We start from the raw sequence: 24,634 nt of genomic DNA on the forward strand, positions 1-24,634 counted from the left end.
GAATGACTAATGAGCGACTACAAAACACTCTTACAGTTAGATGGCGAAGAACAAGCAGCATTGCTCGCTCAAGCGAATGAGTTGTTAAAGCCGATGACGCCACAGCAACGTGTAGCATGGGCTTTAGAGCATCTACCTGATACGGCTTTTTTGTCATCAAGCTTTGGTATTCAAGCTGCTGTGATGCTGCACTTGGTGACATCAGAGCGTGCTGATATTCCTGTAGTATTAACGGATACCGGTTATTTGTTTCCAGAAACCTATCAGTTTGTGGACCATTTAACTGAGCGCTTAAATTTAAACTTAAAAGTGTATCGTGCTGCTTTAAGCCCTGCATGGCAAGAAGCCAAATTTGGCAAATTGTGGGAGCAAGGGCAAGATGGTATTAAGCAATACAATACATTGAACAAAGTAGAACCAATGACGCGTGCACTGCAAGAGCTCAGTGCTGGCACTTGGTTCAGCGGTCTGCGACGCGACCAAGCGTCTAGTCGTGCAGACAAGCAAACACTAGAGATAAGCAGAGGCACGGTAAAAGTGTATCCGATCATTGAGTGGAGCAACCGTGATGTTTATCAATACCTGACAAAGCATGACTTACCGTATCACCCACTTTGGGAGCAAGGGTACGTGTCTATGGGCGATGTGCATACAACGCGTAAGTTAGAGCCTGGTATGAGTGAAGAAGAAACGCGTTTCTTTGGTCTTAATCGTGAATGTGGTTTGCATATTGACGGTGATGGCATTTAAACATTCTCCAGCCATGGAGGAGGCTAAAAGCACAACTTCGGTTGTGCTTTTTTATTGCTTATTTTCGGTGTATGCTGCGATTGAGAGCTATTGCAAAGTGCAGAGGAAGTAAGGATGAAGTATTTTAGTTATTTAATGATCATGGTCATGCTGGTGGGAGTCGGCTCACTCTTCATTCTCAAAAAACCTGATGGTACACCGTGGCTAAGCTTTGGCGATGTAACTTGGCAAGCACAGCAAAAGGCCAGTACACTGCTTAATGAGGCTAAAAGCAACTTTAACCAAGTAGTCAATGAGTCTAACGTTGATAGTTCAAATTCATCGTCAAATTCAGGCGCTATCTATAAGTGGCAAGATGCGAATGGCAACTGGGTATATTCTGATACGCCTAACACCCAAGGTAACAGTCAAACACACACTTTAGATGCCAGTAGAATTACGGTGATGGCTGCAGAAGACACGAGTATTTTAAAGGAGCTAGCGGCACAAAAAGCCCAAATTGATACCCAACTAAGTAACCCGTCAGCGTTAAATCCTAATGATGTGAAAAAACTCATGCAAGACGCAAAAAACATTCAAAAACTGATGGATGAACGTACCCAACGACTCGACCAAGCCATTGAAGGTAATTAGCCTCAGCTGAGGTTAATTATAAGACAAGTACATTTTCCTACCTACAGTTTTGCTGGCATGTGTCATTACCAGTTTTGTCTGATGACGACATTTTACCGTTCAAAACGCTTCGTCAAACTTGTGGCTAATTAGCCTAACGGTCGAGTCACCTTGTTGACGACATGCTGCGCAATTGCAAGACTGGCGGTCAGGCCTGGAGACTCGATACCAAACAAGTTAATCAGCCCTTGAATACCATGTACGGTGTGATCTTGGATAACAAAGTCTTGTGCGCCATTTCTAAATAGCTTCGGGCGTATACCACTGTAGCTAACATGTAGTCGGCTACTATCTAAATTAGGCCAATATTTGATTATTTCTTTTACAAAATGTGCCTTTGCCTGCGCGTTTGGTGTGTAATCGAGCGTATCAATAAATGTAGTGTCGGGGCCAAACCTTAATTGTCCAGCCATATCAATCGTCGCATGAATACCCAATCCCTGCTGCTCTGGCATGGGGTAAATAAGGTGTTGAAACGGATGTGAGCCTTGGTAGCTAAAGTATTGCCCTTTACAGTAGTAAAGCTCGGGGATAAAACGTGCGTCTAAAGCATCTATTTGTTTCGCACAAGATTGTGCAAACAGCCCTGCGGCATTAATGAGGGTGGTGCATTTTAGGTTAAATAATTCACCATCACAGTTAAGTGTTACGATAAAGTGTTGGCCATCAAACTGTGCACGCACAAAACGGGTGTTATTGACATACTGTCCAGCGTGCGCTGAGAGTTTGTTTAAATAAGACAGCATAAGCTGGTGGCTGTCTACAATGCCTGTTGATGGAGACCAAACTCCCAGCGAGGCTTTGACTTGCGGTGCTTTTTTTGCAAGTTCAGCCTGACTTAAAAACGCTAGATCTTGTACGTTGTTGTCTTCGGCTTGTTGTACGAGGGCATGTAACTTTGCTATTTCTCTTTCACCGTGTGCCACTAACACTTTGCCGACTTTTTTGTATGGAACATGATAGCTTTGGCAATGCTGATACAGTAATGCTTTACCTTCAATACAAAGCTGAGCTTTTAAGCTATTACTCGGGTAATAAATTCCGGCATGAACAACTTCGCTGTTTCGGCTACTTGTGTGCTCACCAAAGTGGGTATTTTGCTCAATCACTACTACGTCATGATGCTCACTAAGTTCAGCTGCAATGGCTAAACCAACTGCACCTGCGCCAATGACTAAGGTTTGTATGTGTTCCATAATGTTTAGTGCTGCGTATTAATAGGCAACATGTTAGCAAAGACAGCAATAAGGTACTACGGAGCATCGCTTTTCACCGTGCACTAAAAAGCCTGACGGTTTGCCTGAGTGTCAACTAAACTTGTGATTATGATAAATATGACAAAAATATGTATGTCCAAACAACTCAAAGTTGTGCTCATCGCTTTGACTTTTTTTGTATCAATATCACATGCGCAAGTCAGTAAGGTTATAGGTGGGCATAATCCATGGCCACCTTACATAGAAAGCGATGGGTCGGGCTTAGTACGAGATATTTTGCTGGCTGCTTTTGGCTCCCAAGGAATGGAGTTAGAAATTCAGATCGCGCCGTTTAGTCGTATGATTGTGCTGCTTGAAAAACGAGAAGTCGATTTTATCGCGGCACTTTGGTGGACTGAAAAGCGCCATAAAACCATTTTGTTTAGCCAGCCTTATTTTCATAACGAACTGGCTGTGGTGAGTAAGAAAAACAAACTCATCAACTTTCGCGGCGCTAAAAGTCTGCAATATAAGAGTGTGGCTGCAATCAGAGGATATGCATACCACGACTTACTGCAAAGCATTGAACAGCTTAAAGTGATAGATGTACATAGCCTACATGCTTGCCTTGAGTTAGTTCACAAAGAGAGAGCAGACTTTGCTATTGCTGATCAGTTGGCTTTTAAACATGAATTGAGATTGGACCCGTCGCTTAATGATTTGGTCGCCCATTCGCCTGTGTTATTAAGTTGGCCTTTACATATTGGCGTGAATCGCGCTCACCCCAATGCAAAGGAGATTATTCGTCGCTTTAACCAAGGATTAATGCAGATTAAACGTGAAGGACGTTATCAACAGATCATTGCTAAGTATTTTGGCGAGCACGCGCAACGATAGCTGCCGTCATGCGAGACACACAGCACAACTCCCCTTTGGCATTGGTGATTTTTACTTCCCAAACTGAGGTGCGCTTTCCTAAGTGCAGTGGTTTAGCCGTGGCGGTTAACATGCCATTTCGAGAGGCTTTTAAGTGGTTAGCATTGATCTCTTGGCCGACACAATAATATTGCTCAAAATCTACAGCAAAGTTGGCCGCATAGCTTGCAACGGTTTCTGCCAGTGCCACATTGGCGCCTCCGTGTACCATGCCAATCGGGTTGTGGTGAGCTGTGGTTGCGGGCATTGTTGCCACTAAATAGTCATCGCCAATCTCTGAAATTTGTATACCGAGTGTTTTCATCAAGGAGCCTTTGCCATGCATGCCTTCGTCCAGTTGTTGACACAGCTCTAACGTGATGGGTTTGTACCAAATAGCCATAGTTTTTAAAGTGCTCTACAGAGGGTAAAAGTGAGTTGTAGTGTAAGAGAAATAGTCAGTTAAGTCACTTTAAGGAAGGAGGTGATAGCGACCACCTCCTATCAGTGTAACTCACTTAGTTCTCGCTGAGCATATTCCTTAGAACGTATTGCAATATGCCGCCATGGCGATAGTAATCCCACTCTTTAGGCGTATCAATACGCACATCAACAAGAAACTCTTTGCTGTTATTTTGCTCGTGAGTTGCGATTATTTTGACTTCATCACAATTGTCACATAGCCCCATCACTTCAAAGTCTTCTTCTCCTGTCAGCTCTAATGATTCATGGCTATCACCCGCTTTAAACTGCAATGGCAGTACGCCCATCCCAATCAAGTTAGAACGATGGATACGCTCATAGCTTTGCGCAATGACCGCTTTTACACCAAGCAGTAGCGAACCTTTGGCAGCCCAATCGCGTGATGACCCTGTGCCATATTCTTTACCGGCAAGAATAATCAATGGGGTATCACGTTTTTGATATTCCATTGCTGCGTCATAAATGCTCATGATTTCATCATCAGGCAGTAAGCGAGTGATCCCACCTTCAGTGCCGGGGGCTAACTGGTTGCGTAAACGAATATTGGCAAAAGTGCCGCGCATCATTACCTCGTGGTTACCACGACGTGAACCATAAGAATTAAAGTTGCTTTCTTTGATCCCTTGTTGTTCTAGGTACAGGCCTGCAGGTGCATCTTTTTTAATGTTGCCAGCCGGAGAAATATGATCCGTGGTGACTGAGTCTGCTAGTTTTGCTAAACATTTCGCACCCGCAATATGCGGCAGTTTAGGGACCTCGGTGGTCATATTTTCAAAAAATGGCGCATGACGAATATAGGTTGAATCTGATTGCCAAGGATATAGTTCGCTGCTTTCGGTGCTAATGTTTTGCCAGTTCTCATCGCCTTGATAAACATTGCTGTAGTTTGACGCAAACATGGTTTGCGTTACGGTCTTGTTGACTAGTTGCTTTACCTCGCTGACGCTTGGCCAAATATCTTTTAGGTAAATGTCTTTGCCGGCTTCGTTTTGGCATAACGGCTCGTTGTACACATCAATATTTGTGCGCCCAGCTAAGGCATAAGCCACAACAAGTGGGGGAGAGGCAAGAAAGTTCATTTTCACATCTTGGTGAATACGTCCTTCAAAGTTTCTATTACCCGATAGTACAGAACTCACGACGAGTTTGTGTTTATTGATAGCTTGTGAGATCTCTTCAGGTAACGGGCCTGAATTACCGATACACGTTGTACACCCGTAACCAACTAAATCAAAACCGAGTGCTTCTAAATGTGTCATCAAGTTGGCTTGTTTTAGGTAGTCAGTCACCACTTTTGAGCCCGGAGCCAATGAGGTTTTGACCCAAGGTTTGGGTTTTACACCTAGTTCGTTGGCTTTTTTGGCAACCAATGCCGCGGCTAAAATAACACTGGGGTTCGATGTATTGGTACAGCTTGTGATTGCGGCGATCACACAGGCTCCATCTTTGAGCGAGAAAGTTTCGCCTTGATAAGTTACTTGTGCAAAACCCAATACTTCTGACTCAGTTGATGCATCTGCTGGTTGGCCACCTTCGTCAACAATTTGCGCCTCTGGTAATGAGGTACTTTGTTCACTGCGCTTATCTTGCATCGCTTTAAGCTGCTCATTGATGAGCGTGCCAGCGGCATCTAAATTTATCCTATCTTGCGGGCGACTTGGGCCGGCTATGCTTGGCACCACGGTGCTTAAATCTAAGGTGAACGTATCGCTATATTCAGGTTCATCACCATCATAGCGCCACATACCTTGATGTTTTGCATAGGCTTCTATTAAAGCCAGTTGTTGTTCATCACGGTTGGTTAATCGCAAGTAGGTTAATGTCTCTTCATCGATCGGAAAAATACCACAGGTCGCACCGTATTCTGGCGCCATATTGGCAATGGTTGCTCTGTCGGCCAGCGGTAGTTGTGATAAGCCATTGCCATAAAACTCAACAAATTTACCAACCACACCGTGCTCACGTAAGATTTGTGTAATGGTGAGTACTAAGTCAGTTGCTGTGGTGCCCTCAGGTAGCTCGCCTTCTAATTTAAAACCAACAACTTGCGGTATTAATAGACTTATGGGTTGGCCGAGCATAGCGGCTTCGGCCTCGATGCCGCCAACACCCCAGCCAAGCACGCCTAAGCCATTTATCATGGTGGTATGTGAATCAGTACCAACCAATGTGTCGGGGTAGGCGAAAGTTTCGCCATCAACTTCGCTTTGAAATACCACGCGTGCTAGATACTCGAGGTTCACTTGGTGCACGATGCCGGTGGCTGGTGGTACCACTGTGAGGTTATTAAAAGCTGATTGTCCCCAACGTAAAAATTCATAACGTTCTTTGTTACGTTGATATTCCAGCTTGGCATTTAAGTCAAATGCGCCTGAGTGACCATATTCGTCGACTTGAACAGAGTGGTCAATCACCAATTCGGCAGGAGAAAGCGGGTTAATTTTTTTAGGATCGCCGCCAAGGCGTGCCATGGCATCTCGCATCGCTGCCAAATCAACAATCGCTGGTACACCAGTAAAGTCTTGCATGACAACACGTGCGGGCGTAAATGCGATCTCTTTATTAGGGGTGGCGTCTGGCTGCCAATTGAGTAGGTGATCGATATCTTCTTTGGTCACCGCTCGGCCATCTTCATGACGTAGTAAGTTTTCTAGCAGTATCTTTAGGGAAAAAGGCAAGCGTCTGGCTTTTGCGCCGAGCTTGTCTAATGAATGCAAGTGAACCTGCTGTTGGTTGACGGTCAGTTGTGTGAGGGTACTGTAAGAATTTTGCATGCTACCTCCGCTCAATGCGTTGTGAAGCGATGATTGGCATACGCCGCTTACCCTGCGGCATATTTTTTAGCCATATTCTTAACTGTATTGCGATAGAATGAAAAAATTCAAGGGTTGTGTGTGTTTTTTAACCAAATGAGATTGGTTTACGACCCGTATTGCTGTCTTTTTTATCTTTTCGGCTTCTATTGCGTTTTTTGCGCTGACTTGGTGCATCTTGCACTGCGTTAGTTGGGTTCTCATGCACTGGGCGCTCCGCCGGTTTAACTCCTTGGGCTAAAGTCAGCTGGTAATGCTCACCATCAAACTCTAAAGTGTCTCCAGCGTAGAGCTTCTTTCTTTTCACAGTGCAAAGCTCATGGTTGACGGCTACATAGCCCTCACTTATGAGCATTTTTGCTTGTCCACCTGTTTCAGCTAAATCAAGTACTTTCAAAAGGTTGCATAGCTCTATGGGCTCTTCTTCTAATTCTATTTCGATATATTCTAAGGGCTGCTCTAACATCTCTAACTCGTGATCTTGCCATTTACGTTAGTATAACTGTTTGCTGCGATGAGTGACGAAACTTTTTCTAATTTTAAAAGGTCTTTAACGTAACTGAAGTAATTGGCGTGTATCTTGCTGCCAGATTTGCATGAGTTGATTGTTGCAATTGATGATGAGGAGCAAACAATATGGGTATTCGTTCAGCATTAAAAAAGGAATTGATGAACTTAGATTCGTTGGACCTAATGACTGCAGACGACGTAAGGGGTTATTTGCAAACGCATATAGAACAAGTAGAAGGGAAAAGTGCTCAGCACTTTAATTTAATTGCTCGTTTTAATGCTCAGCACAATCAAATTCAATCAGGTTTACCTGCCCAGAAGTCAATGTTTACGCATCAACGCCATCGTCTATTTAAAGAGGTACTTTATTCTAAAACTGAGGTACAAAAATGGGTGTCTCAGCATGTATGATTTAGCGCTCAAGTCGTGGCACCGCGTGTTTGCTTAAATGATACATGGTGCTCAGCGCTGTAGGAGTACACAAAAGTAATCACTCAAAACGAGCCACTGTCTGCTAAGCTTAGAAAACCCCTCGACAAAACGTGCATAATTTTTATGATTAAATATTTATGCCTTGCCTTTAGCTTGTTTTTATCATGCGCATTAATAGCTCAATCTTTTGTCATTAATGTCAGTGAAGATGTTGCTTATCAGATGGGGAAAGACAAAGTTCGCAAGTCACTTGAGATCATTTATGCGCCGCTTGCTATTAAGCCTACCCTCGTTTTTATCCCCAGCCGTCGAGGTTTGAGCCTATTAAATCGCGGCGAAATAGATGCGGATGCCGGAAGAATCGATTCGGCTATGATAAGTTATGAAAATGTGCTTCAAGTTCCTTATCCGCTCTCAACCATTCGGCTTTTTATTTATTGTATTCGTCCTGATGACTGCATGCTTAGCGAAGGTGCGGAGCACTTAATTGTTAAAGGTACGGTGATCTCTGAACTTTACTGTAAAAAAAGACGGCTCAAGTGCAACATCGTAGCCAACGATGTATCTGCCTTTTCTGCCTTAGCTAAGGGCTTTGCGCCAACACTGATAGCCAACGATCGCTTTTCTGTCGGGACATTGTGTGCATCTAAGATAGAAGAAATATACGCTAAACCGCTCACAGGCGTACTCAAAGCCTACCATTATGTACATAAGAAGCATGCCGATCTGGTACCTAAGTTAACCGAGTCTATCACTGCTTTAATGTCTAGGAATATACTACAAAATAGCTTTCAGAGTTTAACTGACACCGCCAGTGCTTGTGGTGTGAAACTGACGATTATGGAAAATATGACCCTATCTGAGTAGGCTTTAGTTATGATTACTCAATGTTATTGTTTTCTATCTCAGTCAATATAACGCCACACTCGTTCGCCGCATCAGATAAACTTTGAAATGTGTTTGGTAGAGCACTACTTTGTACCAGCTGCTCGATAGATTTTGTTATTTTAGGAACCAATGCCGCGTGTTTATTATGAACATAATGATGGATAGGAAGTTCTTTGGTTAAAGGGCGGGTGTACAGTTTACGCAGGCCCGATTCGCATATGGTCGCCAGCGCAAACCTGTCGTTTGCAATAATCGCGGGGGCATGGTGTTTTTCTAGTGCTTTAAAAGCAGAAATATCGTTCATGACTTGAGTACAGTTTAGGTGTTGTTTTTTACAAAATTGCTGCGCTATTAACCCCCCTTGAATTGTCACAGCACTGCTATTGGCTGTTGCCGAGCAGTTTTGTGCTTGTATGCAATAAATAGACAATCGCGTTTGAGATAGCGGGTAGGATATTTTTATTAAGTTCTGATAATTATGGACAGCACCTTCTATACGGCCAGCTTCCGCATCCAGCTGGCCATTATCTACGAGTTGTAAACCGCGTCGGCTTGGCAAAAAAATTACTTCAGGAGTAATAGACAGTGGTGCATAAATGGCATTCATAGCATCAATGACTTTTTCTTGCCCAAGCTCATATGCCAACCCTTCACTTGCGTTAATGGTATAAGGTCTGGCGTAAACATGGCTGTATACAAACAGGCTAATTAGAAGAGTTATGTACTTTGACATGGTGAGCTGATACAAGTTAGTTTTATAAAAGCATAGCAAAAATACTAAGGGTTACCTGCATTTGTACAGATGTGCTTTTTGACAGGCAGCACGTATATTTTGGCACATCAAAAGATAAAGGAGCGAACTATATGAGACAGCATATACTTGTAACCGGCGCCAATCGAGGGATCGGGCTAGAGTTTTGTAGACAACTTTCGGAGCAAGGCAATGAAGTAACAGCAGTCGTACGGAAACCATCAGCAGCGCTTGAAGCACTCGATGTAGAAATAATAAGCGGTGTTGATGTCAGTAATGCCCAACAAGTCACTCAGCTTGCCTCGCAATTGTCTGGCAAAGCAATCGATATCCTGATTAATAACGCGGGTATCTTCGAAAGTGAGACCTTAGCAAATATGGATTTTGATGCTATCGAAAAGCAGCTGCAAGTGAATGCGCTCGCGCCTCTTAGAGTGGTACATGCGTTATTACCCAACTTAAAAGAAAATAGCAAAATAGCGATGATCACCAGTCGAATGGGCTCAATTGCTGATAATAGTTCAGGTGGTTACATAGGCTATCGCATGTCGAAGGCCGCTTTAAATGCAGCCAGTGTCAGTTTAGCGCATGAGTTAAAAGGAAAAGGTATTGCCGTTGGGCTATTTCATCCAGGGTTTGTGCAAACACAGATGGTTAATTTTGCCGGGGATATATCACCTGAAGTGGCAGCTGAGCGGCTGTGTAAAAGGATTGATTCACTGACTTTGGAAAACACCGGAGGCTTTTGGCACTCTAATGGTGAAACACTGCCTTGGTAAGATATTTGGCTTGGCTGGGCATATCGAACACTCAGGGTATGCCCCAGCGCCTAGTGCATTAAGCTTAAGGGCATTGTATGCTAGTATCTGCCTATCTTTTATTTTTTTATGTGGCTTACCTGCATGGACTTGTCTGAAAATACCCCACTTGTTTTACCGCTTTTTTTACTCAATGATACGATTGAACAACGAGATATTGAGCACCCTGATCTGACACTGGAAGTAACGCTTGATGAGACGCTTTTGGCGAATTTATGTCAAAACCCCAGTATTGAGGAAAATATAAGTATCAACCTAGCGCAATACAGCTTGAGTGCGCATGAGACTGAATATGAAACGGCTATTAGCAGTGCGCATCAGGCGCAGCTTATTCTTAATCATGGCCCTGTATTAAGCGCAGTAGTGAGTTTAGAAAGTGAACTCGTTTTTATTTCTCCGCCGATGGAAATGATGCCTACGTTTGACTTAGGTGAAGAAGAGGACAACTAATGATGGTGCGTGCTTGGTGGATGTTGGGGGTTGCCGTTATTTTATGTGGCTGCGTGACTTTGGGTATGAGTCACTATGACGATATGTATGGTCACCCCAGTGTGCAAGTACGCAATGTTGAACATACGCAAGGCCAGGGCTCTGAATACTTACAACTTGTGAAACCGATTATAGATCAACGCTGTGTGGTATGTCATGGATGTTACGATGCGCCATGCCAGTTAAAGCTGTCTTCACCTGAAGGTATTGATAGAGGTTTGAGCAAGGAACGAGTCTATCATGGTACTCGGCTGCTAGCCCAAGACCCTTCGCGACTTTTGTTTGATGCAACAAGCACGCAGCAATGGCGGGATAAAAGCTTTGCCCCAGTGCTCAATGAGCGCGCACAAAGTGAGCAGGCTAATTTGGCTGGTAGTGTGCTATACAATAGTCTTTTACTAAAGTTGAGTCATCCTTTTGCACAAGAAGGTTTGCTTGGCGAAGAGTTTGATTTTTCTTTGGATAGAGAACAAAGTTGTCCGAGCATGGATGAGTTTGACAGCTTTGCAAAAAAGCAACCTCATGGTGGGATGCCATACGGCTTACCCGCTATCTCACAAGGTGAGTTTAAGCAGTTAGAACGTTGGCTTAAAACAGGCGCAAAAATGGCGCAAATAGCCCCACCCTTGGAGGCTGAGCTGAGGCAGGTTAGCCGTTGGGAGCAGTTTTTAAATCAATCGGGGCTGAAGCATCAGCTGGCTGCACGGTATATCTACGAGCATTGGTATCTCGCTCATATTTATTTTCCTGAACAAAATAGCAGCACGAGTCCAAGTTTTTTTAAATTAGTGCGCTCAAAAACGCCGCCGGGTGAGCCGATAGAATTAATCGCTACACGACGCCCATACGATGATCCACAGGTAACGCGAGTGTATTACCGCTTAATGCATGAGCGCAGCAGTATTTTGTCGAAAACACATATGCCGCTAGCATTATCCGATAAAAAAATGGCGCGTTTGTATGAGCAGTTTATCGCACCTGATTTTAAAGTAACTCAACTGCCAAGTTATGAGCCAGAAGTAGCGTCGAATCCATTTAAGGCATTTTCTGCCATACCTGTAAAATCAAAATATCAGTTTATGCTTGATGAAGCAGAGTTGATCATCAAAGGGTATATCAAAGGGCCTGTCTGCAGAGGTCAGGTCGCGCTTAATGTCATCAACGACCACTTTTGGGTCGCGTTCATTGATCCGCAAAAAAATAGTGTTCCCGCTGTAAGTGAATTATTAATGCGCCATGAAGATGACCTTGCCTTACCTGCGCAAGAGCAAAGTAATGCTTTGCCTATATCCAGTTGGGTAAAATACGCAAACCGTCAACATGAATATATTAGAGCCAAAACACAGCTTGCAAATGAGTTGCTAGCGGATGGTCAACTATTGACTACTGATTTGATTTGGCAAGGGGATGGTAACAACGGTAATGCTGCGCTGACGGTGTTTCGTCATTTTGATAGCGCAACTGTCGTTAAGGGCTTTGTAGGACAAGCACCGAAAACAATGTGGTTGTTAGACTATGCGTTGTTCGAGCGGATCCATTATCTATTAGTGGCTGGGTTTGATGTGTTTGGCAACATAGGACACCAGTTGCATACGCGCTTGTATATGGACTTTTTGCGTTTAGAGGGTGAGCAAAATTTTATTAATTTACTGCCGCAAAATGTGCGCCAAAAAGTGAAAAATCACTGGTATCGCCGCTCTAGTGTAAGTTTGAGTGAATTTATTAATCGTAAAACCTTGTTAGCTACACCCAGTGGTATTGAATACACCACAGACAACCCTAAAGAAGAACTATACGCAAAAATAGCAGCGGCGCTGCAGCCTGTATTGAGCGAGCGTTACAGCTACAAAGCAGTAGCTGAGCCTTTGGCTAAGTTAAATGACTTACCCTACAAGGCTATTAATTTTTTGCCGCAAGTCTCCTTTATATTGCAAAGACAGCCCAATGGAGAACACAAAGCATTTACCCTTATCCATCACAATGCGCATTATAATGTTTCATCTTTGTTGAATGAGGAAGCACAGCGCGCATTTGAAGAAGATACCGCCACATTGGTGCCTGGCTTTATTGGCGATTACCCTGAAGCAATCTGGTATTTGGCAGATGAAGCAAACACCCAGGCCTTTGTAAGTCAATTACAAAAGGTAACGAGTGAGAGACAGTACCGCGCGCTAACGCAAGCATATGCCATTCGCCGGACACACCCACAATTTTGGCAGTACAGCGATTTATTACATGATGTTGCCAAGCAATATCGCGGCGTAGAATACGGCCTGTTCGATTATAACCGATTAGAAAATCGCTGATAAATGAGCTTGAAAAGTTAGCTCTCAGTCAGTGCACAATGCTGTTGGCTGAGGTATCATTATGGCCTTTTAAAGCACAAAGAGAGAGCGCAATGTCAGCCAATATCACTAAGCTAGCCGTGATGTTAGAAATGCAAAATGCCATGAACACTAAAGTACATGAGCAGTGGTTTAACCAAGGGTTTGAGTGGTACCGAGCAATCTGGGTTGAGTGTGCCGAAATGCTTGATCATTATGGTTGGAAGTGGTGGAAAAAACAAACACCAGATACTGAGCAAGTCATTTTGGAACTAGTGGATATTTTCCACTTTGGCCTGTCTTTGCGCATTGATGGTAAAACGTCATACCAAGCTCTTGCTGAGCAACTCGAGGGCGAGTTAAGTCAACCGCTAGCTGGCGACAACTTTAAGCAAACGCTTGAAACATTGGCAGCCAGTGCGGTTGCTGATAAACAATTTAATGCCCAAGCATTTGCTGGGTGTATGCAGCAGATCGGTATGGATATTGACGACTTATACCGAGGCTATGTTGGTAAGAATACGCTTAACTTCTTCCGTCAAGATCATGGCTATAAAGAGGGCACTTATATCAAGGTGTGGAATGGTCAAGAAGACAATGAACACTTAGTCGAAGTGGTAAAAAGCCTAGATACTGAACATCCAGACTTTGCGAAAAATGTATACGCAGGTTTGCAAGCACGTTACCCAAGTTAATGCGCTATTTGATAGGCAGCAATGTCCTATAATCCGTGATAGACAAATAGTCAGTGATCACATTCACTGGCTGTTTACTATCGGGGTTAGCGACGGCTAGTAAGTGGCCTATACCAAATTCTTTAGCGGCGTTGAGTACACTCAAGCTGTCATCTACAAATAGTGTGCGCTGTTTATCAAAACCAAGATCAGCCTGAACCTGCTGCCACAGTGATTGACTCTCTTTACTCACACCATAGTGGTGAGTTGAAATCAAGGCATCTAAGTAGTGAGCAAAATCAGCCAGCTCGATTTTTAAGCTCAAGCTATCAGGGTGAGCATTAGTCAGTAATATTAATTCTTTCCCTGCATCTTTAAGGGCAGTTAAAAACTCAGGTACATCTTCGCGAACGGAGATCAAATCTTGAATTTCTCGTTTTAAGGCCATAATTGGCAGCCCTAATTGCTCTTGCCAGTAGTCTAAGCAGTACCATTGGATTTGGCCATGTACGGCTTCATAACGTTTTAGTATATCTGCTTTTGCAGCTTCAAAACTGATGTTTTGTTTTTTGGCGTGCTCGGTGGGAATAACATGGAGCCAAAAGTGGCTGTCAAAGTGTAGATCCAGCAAAGTGCCATCCATATCGAATAGCACGGTATCAATTTCAGACCAATTTAGCATAGGCATTTATCTTTAAAGGCTTTATGATTAAGTGTATGTCATCATAACAAATAAATACTTATGTCACAGAAAAAGCATCCGATACCGCCTGAGATCTTGCATTGTGAAGTCACTGCTAAAAGTCGCTTATTTACTGTTGAAGCGCTGCAATTGCAGTTTTCCAATGGCGAGCAACGCCACTATGAGCGTATTCGAGGCGGAGGAAGAGGTGCGGTGATGATAGTGCCTATTACCGCTGATAATGAGCTATTATTAGTAAGGGAGTACTGTGCTGGAACACACAATTATCAGCTGGGGTTTCCCAAAGGGCTTATTGACCTCGGAGAAACGGCCATTGAAGCAGGCAATCGCGAACTTAAAGAGGAAGTTGGGTTTGGTGCTAAGCAGTTCAGTGATTTAAAAACTCTTTCATTGGCACCGAGTTACTTTAATGCGCAAATGCATATTCTCGTTGCCAAAGACCTATATCCTCAAAAGTTAGAAGGTGATGAGCCAGAGCCACTAGTTACTGTAACGTGGCCTGTTGATAAGTGGCAATCACTACTGAGTCAAAGTGACTTTACGGAGGCACGTAGTGTTGCAGCGTTGTTATTGCTTCAACAATATTTAGCGACGGAGGTTTAACATGCAAAAGCTGCTAGAACCTTGTATAGCCTTAGCGATTAAAGCTGGGGACGCGATCATGGATATCTATCAAAATGAAGATGTTGGTGCGCGAGAAAAGTCTGATCATACCCCTGTTACTGAGGCTGACTTAGCGGCAAACGAGGTACTCATGGCTGGGTTAAAAGCGCTGGCGCCTGATATTCCTATTATGTCTGAAGAAACCCCCATTCCCGCACTATCTTTGCGTGAAACATGGCAGCGATACTGGTTGCTCGATCCGATGGATGGAACGGGCGAGTTTATCTTACAAAGCGGTGACTTTGCAGTAAACATTGCATTGGTGGAAAATAATCAACCAGTACTGGGGGTGATTTATTGGCCCTCTAAACAAACGACTTACTATGCAACCAAAGGACATGGTGCTTTTAAGCGAACTGAACAAACACAGAAGCAGATTTTTGTTGCTCCGCCAGATAGCTTGACGTTAGCTGTGAGTCGTCGTCAAAAGTTGGAGGCGGTAAGCCAGTATTTAAATAGTCACTTTGATACTGTGGCTTTGGGATCGTGCTCTTTAAAAGCGTGCATGATAGCCGAGGGTAAAGCGGATTGTTTTTTGCGGGTTGGGCCAACGGGCGAGTGGGATACTGGCGCATCACAAGTGATTGTTGAGGAAGCGGGTGGATGTATTACAGATGCTGAGTTTAACCCTTTGACATACAACCAGCGAGAGCATACAGAAAACCCCGACTTTATTGTGATGGGGCACCCTGATTGGCAGTGGCAAAAACTCATTACGCCACATCATCGTAGTTAATATTGCATTTTGTGTGATATTTGTTCACTTAGTTTGTTTTGGTGTTTAAATGCTTGCATTTAAAATTCAATCCTATATGATAGCGACCTCTTCGAAAGACATGCCTTAACAGCTTGTTTATTGAAGGATAAAATTTAAGATAATTTCTTAAATTTACAGGCGCGGGATGGAGCAGCCTGGTAGCTCGTCGGGCTCATAACCCGAAGGTCGTCGGTTCAAATCCGGCTCCCGCAACCACTTTTATGTGGTACTGTAAACTTCTTTAGTTAAGTCAGAAGTATAAATTAGCACTTACATATACAGGCGCGGGATGGAGCAGCCTGGTAGCTCGTCGGGCTCATAACCCGAAGGTCGTCGGTTCAAATCCGGCTCCCGCAACCACTTTTATGTGGTACTGTAAACTTCTTTAGTTAAGTCGGAAGTATAAATTAGCACTTACACATACAGGCGCGGGATGGAGCAGCCTGGTAGCTCGTCGGGCTCATAACCCGAAGGTCGTCGGTTCAAATCCGGCTCCCGCAACCACTTTTATGTGGTTACTTCGAAGACAATCAATTCGTTTAAACTCACTCCTTTTTATTTCAATATGCTAAGCCTCACTGCTTAAAACTAAGTTTTTAACCCATAGTCCTGCATTTAGTCGATTCTATTGCTTTTATATTTTTTCTTGTAAATTAAACAACCTGTTTATTTTACATGAGAAATATTTAACGCAGTTAATGAGTTATTTAGCTCGCTAGAATGATCAATGTATTAATAAAGTTGGTATAAGGGTAATTGCGAGTTGCTATCAACCTCAATCGATACGTATCAAGCTTCAATGACTTTTGTAAATAGGTAGGAGCAAAGTGAACTTTGCTCCTGTGTGATGGGATTAAAACTGTGTTGCGTACTCTTCAGCTTGACGCCAAACACGCAGCGTATTGCCACTTAGAATTTTTTTGATTTGACCCTCGCTATAGCCTCTGTCCAATAGCCCTTGAACAAGGTTTGGATAGCTTGAAACATCTTTAAGGCCCACAGGTAGAGAGTCACCAACACCATCATAATCTGAGCCTATACCAACATGGTCGATACCAATGAGTTTCACCACATGGTCGATATGATCAAGTACCTGCTCTAATGTAGCGTAAGGGAAAGGGTTCTCTTTTATATATTTTTCTCTTTGATCAGCTTTATTGCGTTGGTCGTACCAATTGCGTGCACTCGATGTGACAAAGCTTGAACCAAAGTTAATTTGAATGACACCGCCATTTTTTTTCAGCGCTTTAAGCATGTCGTCATCCATATTTCGTTCAAAGCCAGGTGTATATTTACGCAAAGAAGAGTGTGAGGCGATAACTGGTACTTTTGACAGCTCCATTACTTGATAAAAAGCCGCATCTGAGATGTGTGAAACATCGATTAACATGCCTATTTTGTTCATCTCAACAACAAGCTCTTTGCCAAATGGACTGAGCCCTTTCCATTTTCGGCGTATATCATACGACGAGTCAGAGATGTGGTTACTTTGCGAATGAGCAAGAGTAATGTAGCGTACACCTCGGTCAAAGAAGTGTTTTAGATTTTTTAACTCTCCTTCTATAGGAGAGCCATTTTCCATGCCCATCGCAATCGAAATTTTGCCTTGTTTAAAATGGGTGTAGATATCTTTGCTTGATGTAGCGATAGCAAATTTATCAGGTGCTCTGAATGCTAAAGCTTCCATGCCGTCAATGAGCTGGTTTGCTAGTTGATAGCTTTTACCTTTGCCTTCAAACTCAAGGTTCGCAGGGATATAGATAGACATAAAAGGCGCGTTTAAGCCACCTTTGACGGCGCGTGGGTAGTCAAAGTCTCCGCCTTCTGTGGCTTTGCTAACGTCATCCCATTTATCTTTTATGCGATAGGGTACGTCGATATGAGTATCGATCAGAATGCTTTTTTGAGCGATGCGCTGAGCGCGCTCAGACGCTTGATAATCTTGTGCTTGTGCTGATAACGCCGACAAAGCAAGGGCGCAAAGAGTAAAACGTAATGTCATTAGCCTGCCTTTGGTAATTATAGGTATATCCAGACTATAACTGAAAAGTGCGGCAGGCTAAATGGTCTGCGACCAGTTACTCGTATTGAGCATACTCTTCACTTTGCATTGCTTGAAACTGCGCTTTTGAAACAATGTTAACTGATTCATGCAGCTGCGAAAAAACAATGATGGCTTCGCCGGTTTTTAATTGTGACTTTACGTGCTCTACTTTGGCGTCTGTTGAAAACTCTTGATCTCCATAATCTGTGCCTTCACGAAGGACATAGTGCTCAATTAGGTTATTTAGAGTGTCTTTATCTATTTGCTGATAGGGAATAATCATTTTAACTTCCTTTGGTCCAGTTCGTTAAAATAGTTCGGTACCACTTTTTCTAACCAAAACTGGGGTTTGAATGGGTTTGCGCCACTAATAAAACCCACATGCCCACCTGTTTCTGATACGGCGAGCGTGACTTGCGCACTTACTTGCTCAGCTTTGGGCACCGCTTGCGATGACAGCATGGGGTCGTCTTTTGCGTGGATCAACAAAGTTGGGGTGGTAATGTCTTTTAAGTAATTTTGCGCACTGGCTTTGGCGTAGTAATCCTCAGCATCATCAAACCCATGCAGCGGTGCGGTGATCAAATTATCAAATTGCCACAAGTCATCAATGGCGCGAAGCTTTTGTTCATCAACGGGTAACACATCGGTAATGGTATCTAGTTTTCGGCTAAATGAGCGTTTCATTCGATCCAGCAAATACTTTTGGTAGAGTCCAAAGCAACTTTTTCTTATTACTTGGCACGATGATGACAAATGATGAGGAGCTGAGATCACTGCAGCACCTTGTAAGCCGCTTAACGCCTGCTGTTCACCCAAGTATTTGGCCAGCACATTGCCGCCAAGAGAAAACCCCACAGCATAAAGCGGGCGGTCAACAAAGCGCTGTTTTAAAGTCTTGATTAGAAAACCAAGATCTGATGTTTCGCCGCTGTGATAAGCACGCGGTAAGCGGTTTGCATGTCGAGAGCAGTTCCGAAAATGCATCAATACGGCATCAAACCCTTTGTGAGTGAGCGCTTTGAGCATACCCTTGGCATAAAAGCTGTTAATGTTTCCTTCAAGGCCGTGTAACACAATAGCAAGTGGTGCATTAGGGCGTTTTTCATGTGCCCATGCTAATTCTAAAAAATCGCCGTCTGGCGTAGTTAGCTCTTCAAATTTAACAGGCACCTTTTGCAGTGGTCGAAAAAAGCGCGGCAAAATTGTTTGAGCATGTCGATTGCGCATCCACCATGCGCTGTTAAATGAATAGTCCATAAAGCGTCTTACAATCCAAGGTGGCAGCAGTGTAGCAAAGATAGTTAAGTCTGTTGAGCGTAAAATAAAAAGCACCCGACTAACTAGGTTAGTAAGGTGCTTTGTGCGTCGTGCTTAATTCTTGTAATTCTGGGGGGAACCAGTAGTGGGGTTTTTATACCCTCAATGCTGATTTAGTGTATGACCACTGAGCTCAACATACGCTTAAATAATTAATTTGGTACTTCAGCTTCTTGTACTTTTTTAATGAAGTAGTAAACGTAGAAGATACATAAACCAATCACCACACCTAGGATCCCAAAAGAGAGAAACAACACTGGGTCACTGAAAAAGTCTCTAAAGAATACGTTCATGGCTGATGCCTCCTAACTTGTCGATGAGGTAATCTTAGTTGAGGCGAGGAGTGGGAGATATGATCTCGATCAAGTTTCAAACTGGGTAGCAACGAGTGATACAGAGAATTTGATCTCGATCATGATTTAGCGGTTGTGAAGCTCATTTTTAACTGCTGGAGTTGGCTTTCATTAAGATACAGTGCCAGGTTATTGCTTGGATTCTTTAAGGTTGTGGCCCCTTGATTAAGGGCTCGGATCAACTCCGATTGCTGCAACTTCTCCAGTTGTAGCTCACTCTGTAATAGTTGCTGGCGGATCTCGCTATACTCTGAGTGCGTAATGAACTGCGCTTTGAGCGAGCGTCTGATCTTGCGATGGGGTGCAAGCAGGTGTGCATCTAAGCTTTGGCACAAAGCGTCAAGATGCACGAATGTAGTATGGCTAAGCTGTAAATTGAGCGTGTCTAAATAATACAACAGCAAACACAAGTTGATATTTTTATGCTGCTCATTTTGTAGGGTCAGCAAGGTGTGTTGCACACTGCCTTGCTGATACACTGCACATGAAAACTGCCAAAAAGCCTGCTCATCTAAGGTACTCATGCGTCGATGCTTTGTTCAAACTCGGCTTGCTTTTCTTCAAGCTCTTCTAGGGCAAATAATAGCGACTCTTCTACTTCATTTAGTAGTGGCGTTACTTTGGCTTGCTCAGCGAGTAACTCAGTCAGTTTGGTCTTGTTTTCTTCCTGATAAATATCGTTGTCAGCAAGTTGTTGTTCGATTTTAGCAAGTTGCTCTGAATATTTATCGAGTGATTTCTCAAGCTTCTCTATGTTTTTCTTCAGTGGTTGTACGGATTTTCTAAACTCCGCTTCGAGGCGTTTTTGCTCTTTTCGATTAACGCTGGAATGCGCTTTATGCTGATCTTGTGGCTTCTTACTCGCTTCTTTATTAGCGTTGAGTAGCCATTGATAGTAGGCATCTAAATCGTAGCCAAACTGTGTGACTTCACCATTGTCGACTAAATAATATTCATCCGCGGTATTTTTCAGCATATGACGGTCGTGCGATACGGTTACCATCGCCCCCTCAAAGCCTTGCAATGCCATCACCAATGCGTGACGCATCTCCAAATCTAAGTGGTTGGTTGGCTCATCCAGTAACAGTAAGTTAGGTTTTTGGTAAACCAGCATTGCCAATACTAGCCTTGCTTTTTCGCCACCAGAGAACGGTGCAACAGGCTCAAGTGCCTTATCACCGTGAAATGCAAAACCCCCTAAAAAGTCTCGCAAGGACTGCTCGCTGGCTTTTGGGTCTAGGCGTTGAATATGGGTCACTGCACTGGCACTTAAATCTAGAGATTCCAGTTGATGCTGAGCAAAGTAACCTACCTTTAGCCCTTGATGCATAAATACTTCACCAGATTGTGGCTTAAGTTCGCCTGCGAGTAGTTTAATTAGTGTTGACTTACCTGCGCCATTTCGACCCAGGAGCGCGATACGGCTACCGGGTACCAAGTTAAGCTTAATTTTATGTAGTATCGTTACATCACCGTAGCCTGCTTGTGCACCATCTAGTGTCATAAGCGGATTTGGTAGCGTTGTCGGCTCTGCAAATTCAAAATCGAAGGGGGAGTCGGCATGTGCTGGGGCTAATTTTTCCATGCGTTCCAGTGCTTTTACACGGCTCTGTGCTTGCTTAGCTTTACTGGCTTTTGCTTTAAAGCGGGTAATAAACTTTTCCAAGTGCGCTATTTGCTCTTGCTGCTTGGCAAACAGCGCTTGGTGTTGTGCCATACGTTCAGCTTTTTGGCGCTCAAATTGCGAGTAGTGACCTTTATAAACATTAATTTTTTGTTGGTCTATGTGCCAAATTTGATCTACCACCGCATCTAAAAATTCTCTATCGTGAGAGATCAGCACCAGTGTTCCTGTGTAGGCGCGCAAGAATCGTTCCAACCAGTAAACGGCATCTAAATCTAAGTGGTTAGTTGGTTCATCCAGTAATAATAAGTCGGCGTCACGAATAAGTGCCTGCGCTAAGTTTAAACGCATACGCCAGCCACCTGAAAATGCGCTGACAGAGTGAGTAATTTGTTCATTACTAAAGCCTAAGCCATGCAGTAATTCACCGGCTTTTGCTTCAATGCTATACCCTTTCATCAGTTCTAGCTGTTGATGAACTTTGGCTTGTTTTGCGCCATCTTGAGCTTGCTCTGCTTCTTGTAATGCAACACGACATTGGTAATATTCAGGATGCCCTTGCAGCACATAATCTAGTGCACTTATCTCTAGTGCAGGGGTTTCTTGTTTTACTGAGGCAATAGACCAGTCTTTGGGAATTTGTAACTCACCGGCATCGAGGGTTAGCTCTCCTTTAAGTAGCGCAAAAAGCGAAGATTTTCCGCTACCATTTGCGCCAACAAGGCCGACTTTATGTTCAGGGAACAAAGTTGCACTGGCATTTTTTAGTAGGCTTTTAGTACCGCGCAGTAATTCAATATCAGACAGCTGGATCATAGTGTTTTATTGTTAAACCCGAATAATCGACATCATATCATGAACGATTGTGTTTAAGTCAGCACAGAAACATCGATAATTGATGAATACAATTAACAAGCATATCCTCGCTCATTGGTTTAGGTTAAAATAGCGACTATTGAAGTTTGGCGAATAGTTGTAGGGGCGGCCATGAGACAAAAAAAGCGTTTTATTGCGGGGGCTTCTTGTCCAGAGTGTAAAGAGCTCGATGTGATGATGTTGTTTAAAGAACATGATGTAGAAAAAGTGGAATGTGTAAAATGTGGTCATGTGATGACGCAGCCAAAAGAAGCTGTACAGGCGTCGACTCGTCAGTTTGAGCAGGTCATTGGAGTGTTTAAGCCAGAGTGAACCTCTGGCTTAGTGGTTTAGTAATGTGGCGGCGGTGGCTCTTGGTTTTGTGGCATTAAGCCCTCTTCGCGGCCTTCCTTTATTTTTTCACCCAACAACTCAATCTGACGCTGCATTTTGGCTAACCTTTGTTGATGCATTTTGAGTTCATCATTGAGTGTTTCAATGGTATCGTCTTGAAAAGCAATTTTTGCTTCTAGCTCCATAACGCGGTTTTCTAATTCTGTCATTGGGACTCCAATTGATTAAAACGCTCTAATAAACCGCTGGAACTTTCGGTCATTAAAGCATTATCTTGTTCGATAAATGTAACATCGAATACCACTGCTGATTTAGGCCGGCTGCCTTCTCGTGGCTGAACTTTCCAAAGGCCGAGTTTTTCTCCATCCTTTACCCGCCATAATGTCAGCTCTCTATTGGGGGAGCCTGTGGCAAGTAAAGTGCCTGATTGATTAAAGCGCACCGCACTAAATATTTTCTGGCGCGCAATATACTGCAATTGCGACACGAGATCACCTGAAGTTAATTGCCAGATACTGGCTTTTTTTAAACTGTCGGCTGTGAATGCGTATTGGCCTGACGCATCCAATGCTACTTTTGTCACTCTACTTGGGTGATTGAAACGGTGAATGACTTGACCTGTGCGGGTGTCCCAGAAGTAGGCGCTGTAGTCGTTAGCTCCGGTGAGCGCAAAGGCACCATTAGGGGATAAAGCGATAGAATTAATTTTTTCTTGGTGACCAAGGAACTCTATGCGTCTTCCACTTTCTAAGTCCAGATGTACAGCCACGTTGTCACTGCGGCCATACAATACAAAGCGGCCTTGATTGCTAACAGCAATGTCTCTGATAGTACCTGTTTGGATACGATAATAACCAAGGTTTTTACCTGTGGTAATATCCCAAATGGCAAAGGTCTCATTTTCTGCGGTGACTGCAACACTGTTGTCGTAGGCAATGGCCAATGAATGGACTAGGTTGCCATCAGGCTTGGATTGTTGCCATTGATATTTTAGTCCATGGACTTGATTGTCCCAGAGACTGACACCATGTTCTACAGATGACACTAAACTGTAACGGCCATCGTGTGAAATAGCGGCAGCAAAAGCGCCTCGGGCGGCATGCTCAACGGTTAAATCGGCTTTTTTGTCAGCTGGTGTGCAGCTACTTAATAAAAATAGCGCGATGAGCAGTAATAAGCGATCAAGTTTGGGCATAATATGGGTATTTCCCCTTAACGCTGTGAGTTACACAAGGTAGACTATTAGTATTTAGATACTTTGCGTGCATTGGTACTTTGATAGTAGCGTATCGTTATCACAAAGTCGCTACAAGTCACAGAAAACGTTATATATATGCAGAAGTGCTTTACGATTTGGCATCTATTGCGATGAATGGTAATGTGGCTAAACAGATTTAACCATTAATATAATATTAACAGACAGCCGCAAGGCTTGTCGGAGAGAGAGAATGAAACAGACGATTAAATTGTCTTTGGTCGCAGCGTCGGTACTTGCACTGACTGCATGCAACCAAAAAGCAGAAGAAAAACCAGCTGAACTAAAACTAGAAACAGAAGCTCAGCAGCAAGCCTATGGCATTGGTGCATCGGTTGGTAACTTTTTACAAAAAGATTTAGAAGATAAGAAGAGCTTTGGCATTGAACTTGACCAAGCGTTATTAATGCGTGGTTTTGAAGATGCACTTGCAGGCAATGCACAGCTTGATGAAGCTAAAATCCGTGAAGTACTCACGTCACTTGATACATCAGTACGTGAAAAGCAAGCAGAAAAAGTGAAGCTTGAAGCTGAACAAAATAAGGCTGATGGTGAAAAGTACCTAGCTGAAAATGCTCAAAAAGAAGGTGTCGTAGTTACTGATTCAGGTCTTCAATATGAAGTTATCTCAGAAGGTGAAGGTAAAAAGCCACTTGATACTGATGTAGTTAAAGTACATTACAAAGGCACGCTACTTGACGGTACTGAATTTGATAGCTCTTATGCGCGCAACCAGCCAGCGACTTTTGGTCTTCGTCAGGTGATCAAAGGCTGGACTGAAGGTTTACAATTAATGCCTGTTGGCTCTAAATATAAGTTCACTATCCCTGCAGATTTAGGTTACGGTGAGCGTAACTTAGGTAAAATTCCTGCAAACTCTACTTTGATCTTTGAAGTTGAACTACTTGAGATCCAAGAAGAAGAGAAGAAAGCAGAAGCTGAATAAGCCAATGCGATGATATTAAAAAAGGGCCTTTTGGCCCTTTTTTAA

General features: G+C 43.4%; 27 protein-coding genes and 3 tRNA genes. 16 read left to right on the top strand and 14 right to left on the bottom strand.

The annotated features are described in order from the left end of the window. Positions 1 to 9: 9 nt before the first annotated feature. Positions 10 to 750: a phosphoadenylyl-sulfate reductase gene (locus GDK41_RS00570; RefSeq protein WP_152084596.1), complete on the top strand. Its 741-nt coding sequence runs from the start codon at positions 10 to 12 to the stop codon at positions 748 to 750. A gap of 114 nt (positions 751 to 864) precedes the next feature. After that, the gene (locus GDK41_RS00575) at positions 865 to 1,383 is read left to right on the top strand and encodes a DUF4124 domain-containing protein (protein ID WP_152084597.1); all 519 of its coding nucleotides are present in this window, start codon (positions 865 to 867) and stop codon (positions 1,381 to 1,383) included. A gap of 128 nt (positions 1,384 to 1,511) precedes the next feature. Here the strand turns inward: GDK41_RS00575 and GDK41_RS00580 are convergent, their stop codons facing one another. After that, positions 1,512 to 2,618, bottom strand: a complete 1,107-nt coding sequence (locus tag GDK41_RS00580) for an NAD(P)/FAD-dependent oxidoreductase (protein WP_152084598.1) — start codon at positions 2,616 to 2,618, stop codon at positions 1,512 to 1,514. 138 nt (positions 2,619 to 2,756) lie between these two features. On the opposite strand from GDK41_RS00580, the gene GDK41_RS00585 reads away from it, so the two are divergent. Continuing rightward, positions 2,757 to 3,515, top strand: coding sequence for a substrate-binding periplasmic protein (locus GDK41_RS00585; protein WP_172971524.1), 759 nt, complete (start codon positions 2,757 to 2,759; stop codon positions 3,513 to 3,515). Here GDK41_RS00585 and GDK41_RS00590 read toward each other — a convergent pair. The 3 genes from GDK41_RS00590 to GDK41_RS00600 form a co-directional block, all read right to left on the bottom strand. Next, positions 3,484 to 3,936, bottom strand: coding sequence for a PaaI family thioesterase (locus tag GDK41_RS00590; RefSeq protein WP_152084600.1), 453 nt, complete (start codon positions 3,934 to 3,936; stop codon positions 3,484 to 3,486). The genes GDK41_RS00585 and GDK41_RS00590 overlap by 32 nt on opposite strands. A 115-nt stretch (positions 3,937 to 4,051) precedes the next feature. Continuing rightward, the gene (acnA, locus tag GDK41_RS00595) at positions 4,052 to 6,790 is read right to left on the bottom strand and encodes an aconitate hydratase AcnA (protein WP_152084601.1); all 2,739 of its coding nucleotides are present in this window, start codon (positions 6,788 to 6,790) and stop codon (positions 4,052 to 4,054) included. A gap of 127 nt (positions 6,791 to 6,917) precedes the next feature. After that, positions 6,918 to 7,295 (bottom strand): RNA-binding S4 domain-containing protein, encoded by a 378-nt coding sequence (locus GDK41_RS00600; RefSeq protein WP_152084602.1) that lies wholly within the window; start codon positions 7,293 to 7,295, stop codon positions 6,918 to 6,920. Between the two features lie 170 nt (positions 7,296 to 7,465). Between GDK41_RS00600 and GDK41_RS00605 the strand changes: the two genes are divergently transcribed. Both GDK41_RS00605 and GDK41_RS00610 read left to right on the top strand, forming a co-directional pair. Then, entirely contained in the window at positions 7,466 to 7,750 is a 285-nt protein-coding gene (locus GDK41_RS00605) for a hypothetical protein (protein ID WP_152084603.1), read from the top strand. 144 nt (positions 7,751 to 7,894) lie between these two features. Next, positions 7,895 to 8,638 (top strand): hypothetical protein, encoded by a 744-nt coding sequence (locus GDK41_RS00610; protein ID WP_152084604.1) that lies wholly within the window; start codon positions 7,895 to 7,897, stop codon positions 8,636 to 8,638. 13 nt (positions 8,639 to 8,651) lie between these two features. Here the strand turns inward: GDK41_RS00610 and GDK41_RS00615 are convergent, their stop codons facing one another. Further along, positions 8,652 to 9,392, bottom strand: coding sequence for a hypothetical protein (locus GDK41_RS00615; RefSeq protein ID WP_152084605.1), 741 nt, complete (start codon positions 9,390 to 9,392; stop codon positions 8,652 to 8,654). Positions 9,393 to 9,523: 131 nt separating this feature from the next. On the opposite strand from GDK41_RS00615, the gene GDK41_RS00620 reads away from it, so the two are divergent. From GDK41_RS00620 to GDK41_RS00635, 4 genes are all read left to right on the top strand, one after another. Then, positions 9,524 to 10,189 carry an SDR family oxidoreductase gene (locus GDK41_RS00620; RefSeq protein WP_152084606.1) on the top strand — a complete coding sequence of 222 codons (666 nt, stop codon included), beginning with the start codon at positions 9,524 to 9,526 and terminating at the stop codon, positions 10,187 to 10,189. A 123-nt stretch (positions 10,190 to 10,312) separates the two neighbouring features. After that, on the top strand, positions 10,313 to 10,678 hold the full coding sequence (locus tag GDK41_RS00625; RefSeq protein ID WP_152084607.1) for a hypothetical protein: 366 nt from the start codon (positions 10,313 to 10,315) through the stop codon (positions 10,676 to 10,678). Then, a complete protein-coding gene (locus tag GDK41_RS00630; RefSeq protein ID WP_152084608.1) occupies positions 10,678 to 13,023 on the top strand; it encodes a fatty acid cis/trans isomerase in 2,346 nt (781 codons plus the stop codon). Before GDK41_RS00625 ends, GDK41_RS00630 begins: the two co-directional genes overlap by 1 nt. Before the next feature lie 92 nt (positions 13,024 to 13,115). Beyond that, a complete protein-coding gene (locus tag GDK41_RS00635) occupies positions 13,116 to 13,736 on the top strand; it encodes a dUTP diphosphatase (protein WP_152084609.1) in 621 nt (206 codons plus the stop codon). 4 nt (positions 13,737 to 13,740) lie between these two features. Here the strand turns inward: GDK41_RS00635 and yrfG are convergent, their stop codons facing one another. Beyond that, positions 13,741 to 14,397: a GMP/IMP nucleotidase gene (gene yrfG, locus GDK41_RS00640; RefSeq protein ID WP_152084610.1), complete on the bottom strand. Its 657-nt coding sequence runs from the start codon at positions 14,395 to 14,397 to the stop codon at positions 13,741 to 13,743. A gap of 60 nt (positions 14,398 to 14,457) precedes the next feature. Between yrfG and nudE the strand changes: the two genes are divergently transcribed. The 5 genes from nudE to GDK41_RS00665 all read left to right on the top strand — a co-directional run bounded on the left by nudE (position 14,458) and on the right by GDK41_RS00665 (position 16,342). Further along, positions 14,458 to 15,021, top strand: coding sequence for an ADP compounds hydrolase NudE (nudE, locus tag GDK41_RS00645; protein ID WP_152084611.1), 564 nt, complete (start codon positions 14,458 to 14,460; stop codon positions 15,019 to 15,021). Between the two features lies 1 nt (position 15,022). Further along, entirely contained in the window at positions 15,023 to 15,817 is a 795-nt protein-coding gene (gene cysQ / locus GDK41_RS00650) for a 3'(2'),5'-bisphosphate nucleotidase CysQ (protein ID WP_152084612.1), read from the top strand. Between the two features lie 160 nt (positions 15,818 to 15,977). Beyond that, a tRNA-Met gene (locus GDK41_RS00655) sits at positions 15,978 to 16,054 on the top strand. Between the two features lie 67 nt (positions 16,055 to 16,121). Next, positions 16,122 to 16,198, top strand: a tRNA-Met gene (locus GDK41_RS00660). 67 nt (positions 16,199 to 16,265) lie between these two features. Beyond that, a tRNA-Met gene (locus tag GDK41_RS00665) sits at positions 16,266 to 16,342 on the top strand. A gap of 349 nt (positions 16,343 to 16,691) precedes the next feature. Here GDK41_RS00665 and GDK41_RS00670 read toward each other — a convergent pair. The 6 genes from GDK41_RS00670 to GDK41_RS00695 all read right to left on the bottom strand — a co-directional run bounded on the left by GDK41_RS00670 (position 16,692) and on the right by GDK41_RS00695 (position 21,995). After that, positions 16,692 to 17,840, bottom strand: a complete 1,149-nt coding sequence (locus tag GDK41_RS00670) for a dipeptidase (protein WP_152084613.1) — start codon at positions 17,838 to 17,840, stop codon at positions 16,692 to 16,694. A gap of 76 nt (positions 17,841 to 17,916) precedes the next feature. Then, a complete protein-coding gene (locus GDK41_RS00675; RefSeq protein WP_152084614.1) occupies positions 17,917 to 18,165 on the bottom strand; it encodes a YheU family protein in 249 nt (82 codons plus the stop codon). Further along, complete coding sequence (locus GDK41_RS00680) at positions 18,162 to 19,142, bottom strand: hydrolase (protein WP_152084615.1); 981 nt, start codon at positions 19,140 to 19,142, stop codon at positions 18,162 to 18,164. The genes GDK41_RS00675 and GDK41_RS00680 overlap by 4 nt, the downstream gene beginning before the upstream one ends. Before the next feature lie 212 nt (positions 19,143 to 19,354). Continuing rightward, the gene (locus GDK41_RS00685; protein WP_152084616.1) at positions 19,355 to 19,495 is read right to left on the bottom strand and encodes a DUF3149 domain-containing protein; all 141 of its coding nucleotides are present in this window, start codon (positions 19,493 to 19,495) and stop codon (positions 19,355 to 19,357) included. Between the two features lie 119 nt (positions 19,496 to 19,614). Further along, the gene (locus GDK41_RS00690) at positions 19,615 to 20,079 is read right to left on the bottom strand and encodes a TIGR02444 family protein (protein WP_152084617.1); all 465 of its coding nucleotides are present in this window, start codon (positions 20,077 to 20,079) and stop codon (positions 19,615 to 19,617) included. Beyond that, complete coding sequence (locus tag GDK41_RS00695; protein WP_152084618.1) at positions 20,076 to 21,995, bottom strand: ATP-binding cassette domain-containing protein; 1,920 nt, start codon at positions 21,993 to 21,995, stop codon at positions 20,076 to 20,078. The genes GDK41_RS00690 and GDK41_RS00695 overlap by 4 nt, the downstream gene beginning before the upstream one ends. Positions 21,996 to 22,166: 171 nt before the next feature. Here GDK41_RS00695 and GDK41_RS00700 point away from each other — a divergent pair, with 171 nt between their 5' ends. Further along, a complete protein-coding gene (locus tag GDK41_RS00700; RefSeq protein WP_070992667.1) occupies positions 22,167 to 22,367 on the top strand; it encodes a YheV family putative zinc ribbon protein in 201 nt (66 codons plus the stop codon). 17 nt (positions 22,368 to 22,384) lie between these two features. Here GDK41_RS00700 and GDK41_RS00705 read toward each other — a convergent pair whose 3' ends face one another. Both GDK41_RS00705 and GDK41_RS00710 read right to left on the bottom strand, forming a co-directional pair. Next, positions 22,385 to 22,597 (bottom strand): SlyX family protein, encoded by a 213-nt coding sequence (locus GDK41_RS00705; protein ID WP_152084619.1) that lies wholly within the window; start codon positions 22,595 to 22,597, stop codon positions 22,385 to 22,387. After that, positions 22,594 to 23,583, bottom strand: coding sequence for a WD40 repeat domain-containing protein (locus tag GDK41_RS00710; protein WP_152084620.1), 990 nt, complete (start codon positions 23,581 to 23,583; stop codon positions 22,594 to 22,596). The genes GDK41_RS00705 and GDK41_RS00710 overlap by 4 nt, the downstream gene beginning before the upstream one ends. 253 nt (positions 23,584 to 23,836) lie before the next feature. On the opposite strand from GDK41_RS00710, the gene fkpA reads away from it, so the two are divergent. Continuing rightward, positions 23,837 to 24,589, top strand: coding sequence for an FKBP-type peptidyl-prolyl cis-trans isomerase (gene fkpA / locus GDK41_RS00715; protein WP_152084621.1), 753 nt, complete (start codon positions 23,837 to 23,839; stop codon positions 24,587 to 24,589). The last annotated feature ends 45 nt before the right edge of the window (positions 24,590 to 24,634 follow it).

This window comes from Pseudoalteromonas sp. A25 (assembly GCF_009176705.1).
Lineage (GTDB): Bacteria > Pseudomonadota > Gammaproteobacteria > Enterobacterales > Alteromonadaceae > Pseudoalteromonas.